The organism is Cupriavidus sp. 01L46 (assembly GCF_056399905.1).
Map to the genome: position 1 here is coordinate 1 of NZ_JBFTSF010000601.1, position 1,292 is coordinate 1,292.

At 61.4% G+C, this 1,292-nt stretch carries 2 protein-coding genes and 1 rRNA gene; all 3 read left to right on the top strand.

Annotated elements, in window-relative coordinates:
• Positions 1–87, top strand: a 5S ribosomal RNA gene (gene rrf, locus AC1DS3_RS38755); the annotation flags it as partial.
• Positions 88–261: 174 nt separating this feature from the next.
• A complete protein-coding gene (locus tag AC1DS3_RS38760; RefSeq protein WP_441641527.1) occupies positions 262–777 on the top strand; it encodes a sigma-70 family RNA polymerase sigma factor in 516 nt (171 codons plus the stop codon).
• Positions 761–1,292, top strand: a 532-nt coding sequence (locus AC1DS3_RS38765) for a DUF4880 domain-containing protein (RefSeq protein WP_477129378.1), incomplete at its 3' end; no start/stop codon positions are given. The genes AC1DS3_RS38760 and AC1DS3_RS38765, both read left to right, overlap by 17 nt.

Below are 1,292 nucleotides of genomic sequence, written 5' to 3' on the forward strand. Positions count from 1 at the left end.
ACCCCTTCCCATCCCGAACAGGACCGTGAAACGACTCCACGCCGATGATAGTGCGGATACCCGTGTGAAAGTAGGTAATCGCCAGGCTCTCCCTTGAAACCCCCCAGTACGAAAGTACTGGGGGGTTTTGCTTTTGCGGCTGCGGTTTGTGCGATCGAAATAGCGATCGGGTAGATTCAAACCTATCTCGTCATAAATTCGGTATAATTGAGAATTATTCGCATTTAATTCTCAAAGGCTTGACGCCAGATCGTTCGAACCATGTCAGCGCCCGAAACCCCGATCCAGCCAATCGAAGTCCTATACAGCGAGCACCATGGCTGGTTGCGGGGCTGGCTGCGCAAGAAACTGGGCAACGTCTTCGATTCGGCGGATCTTGCGCACGACACCTATGTGCGCGTCATGGCCTCGGGCAAGACGCCGCGAGCGGATCAGTCGCGCCGGCACCTGACCCAGATCGCGAATGGCCTGGTCATCGATTTGTACCGCCGCCGCCAGATCGAAGCGGCCTATCTGGATGCCATCGCGCTGCTGCCGGAAGTGAAGGTGCCGTCAGAAGAGACCCGGGCTGTGGTGGTGGAGGCCCTGATCGAGATCGACGCTATCCTGCACGGCCTGCCAGGAAAGGCGCGCCTGGCCTTGCTGCTATGCAAAGTGGACGGACTGAGCTATCGGGAAATCGCCGAGCGTCTCCACGTTTCGGTGTCGTCTGTCGAAAAGTACATCGCTGCCGGACTACAGGCCTGCTATCAGGCAATGTATGAGCTTCCCCGCTGACAGGGTGCGCCGGGAATCCGCCCAAGCCCCCGTCGATCCCATCATCATCCGACGGGCCGCCGAGTGGGTGGCCCGCCTGTGGTCCGGGGATGCCACTGACGCCGACAAGGCAGCCTGCGCCCAATGGCGCGCCGCACATCCCGACCACGAGCGTGCATGGAATCGCCTGCAGGTGATGGAGGGCAAGCTCGACAGCGTGCCCCGCGAGATTGCGAGGCAAGCTCTGCTTAAACCGGCGGTCGCGGGGTCTAGACGACGCCGGGTCTTGCAGGTACTGGGATTGGCCGTCGCGGGGCGCCTAGCCTATTCGGTGCGCGAGTCCGACACCTGGCATGCCGCCGTCTCGGATCACAGTACACGGATAGGCGAAATCCGCGCGATCGACTTGCCCGACGGTACCCGCGTCGTTCTCAACACCGATACGGCCATCGACGTGCGCTATGACGGGCAGGAGCGCCGGGTAATCCTCCATGCGGGTGAGATCCTGGTCGCAACCGCTCGCGACACGGCGATGG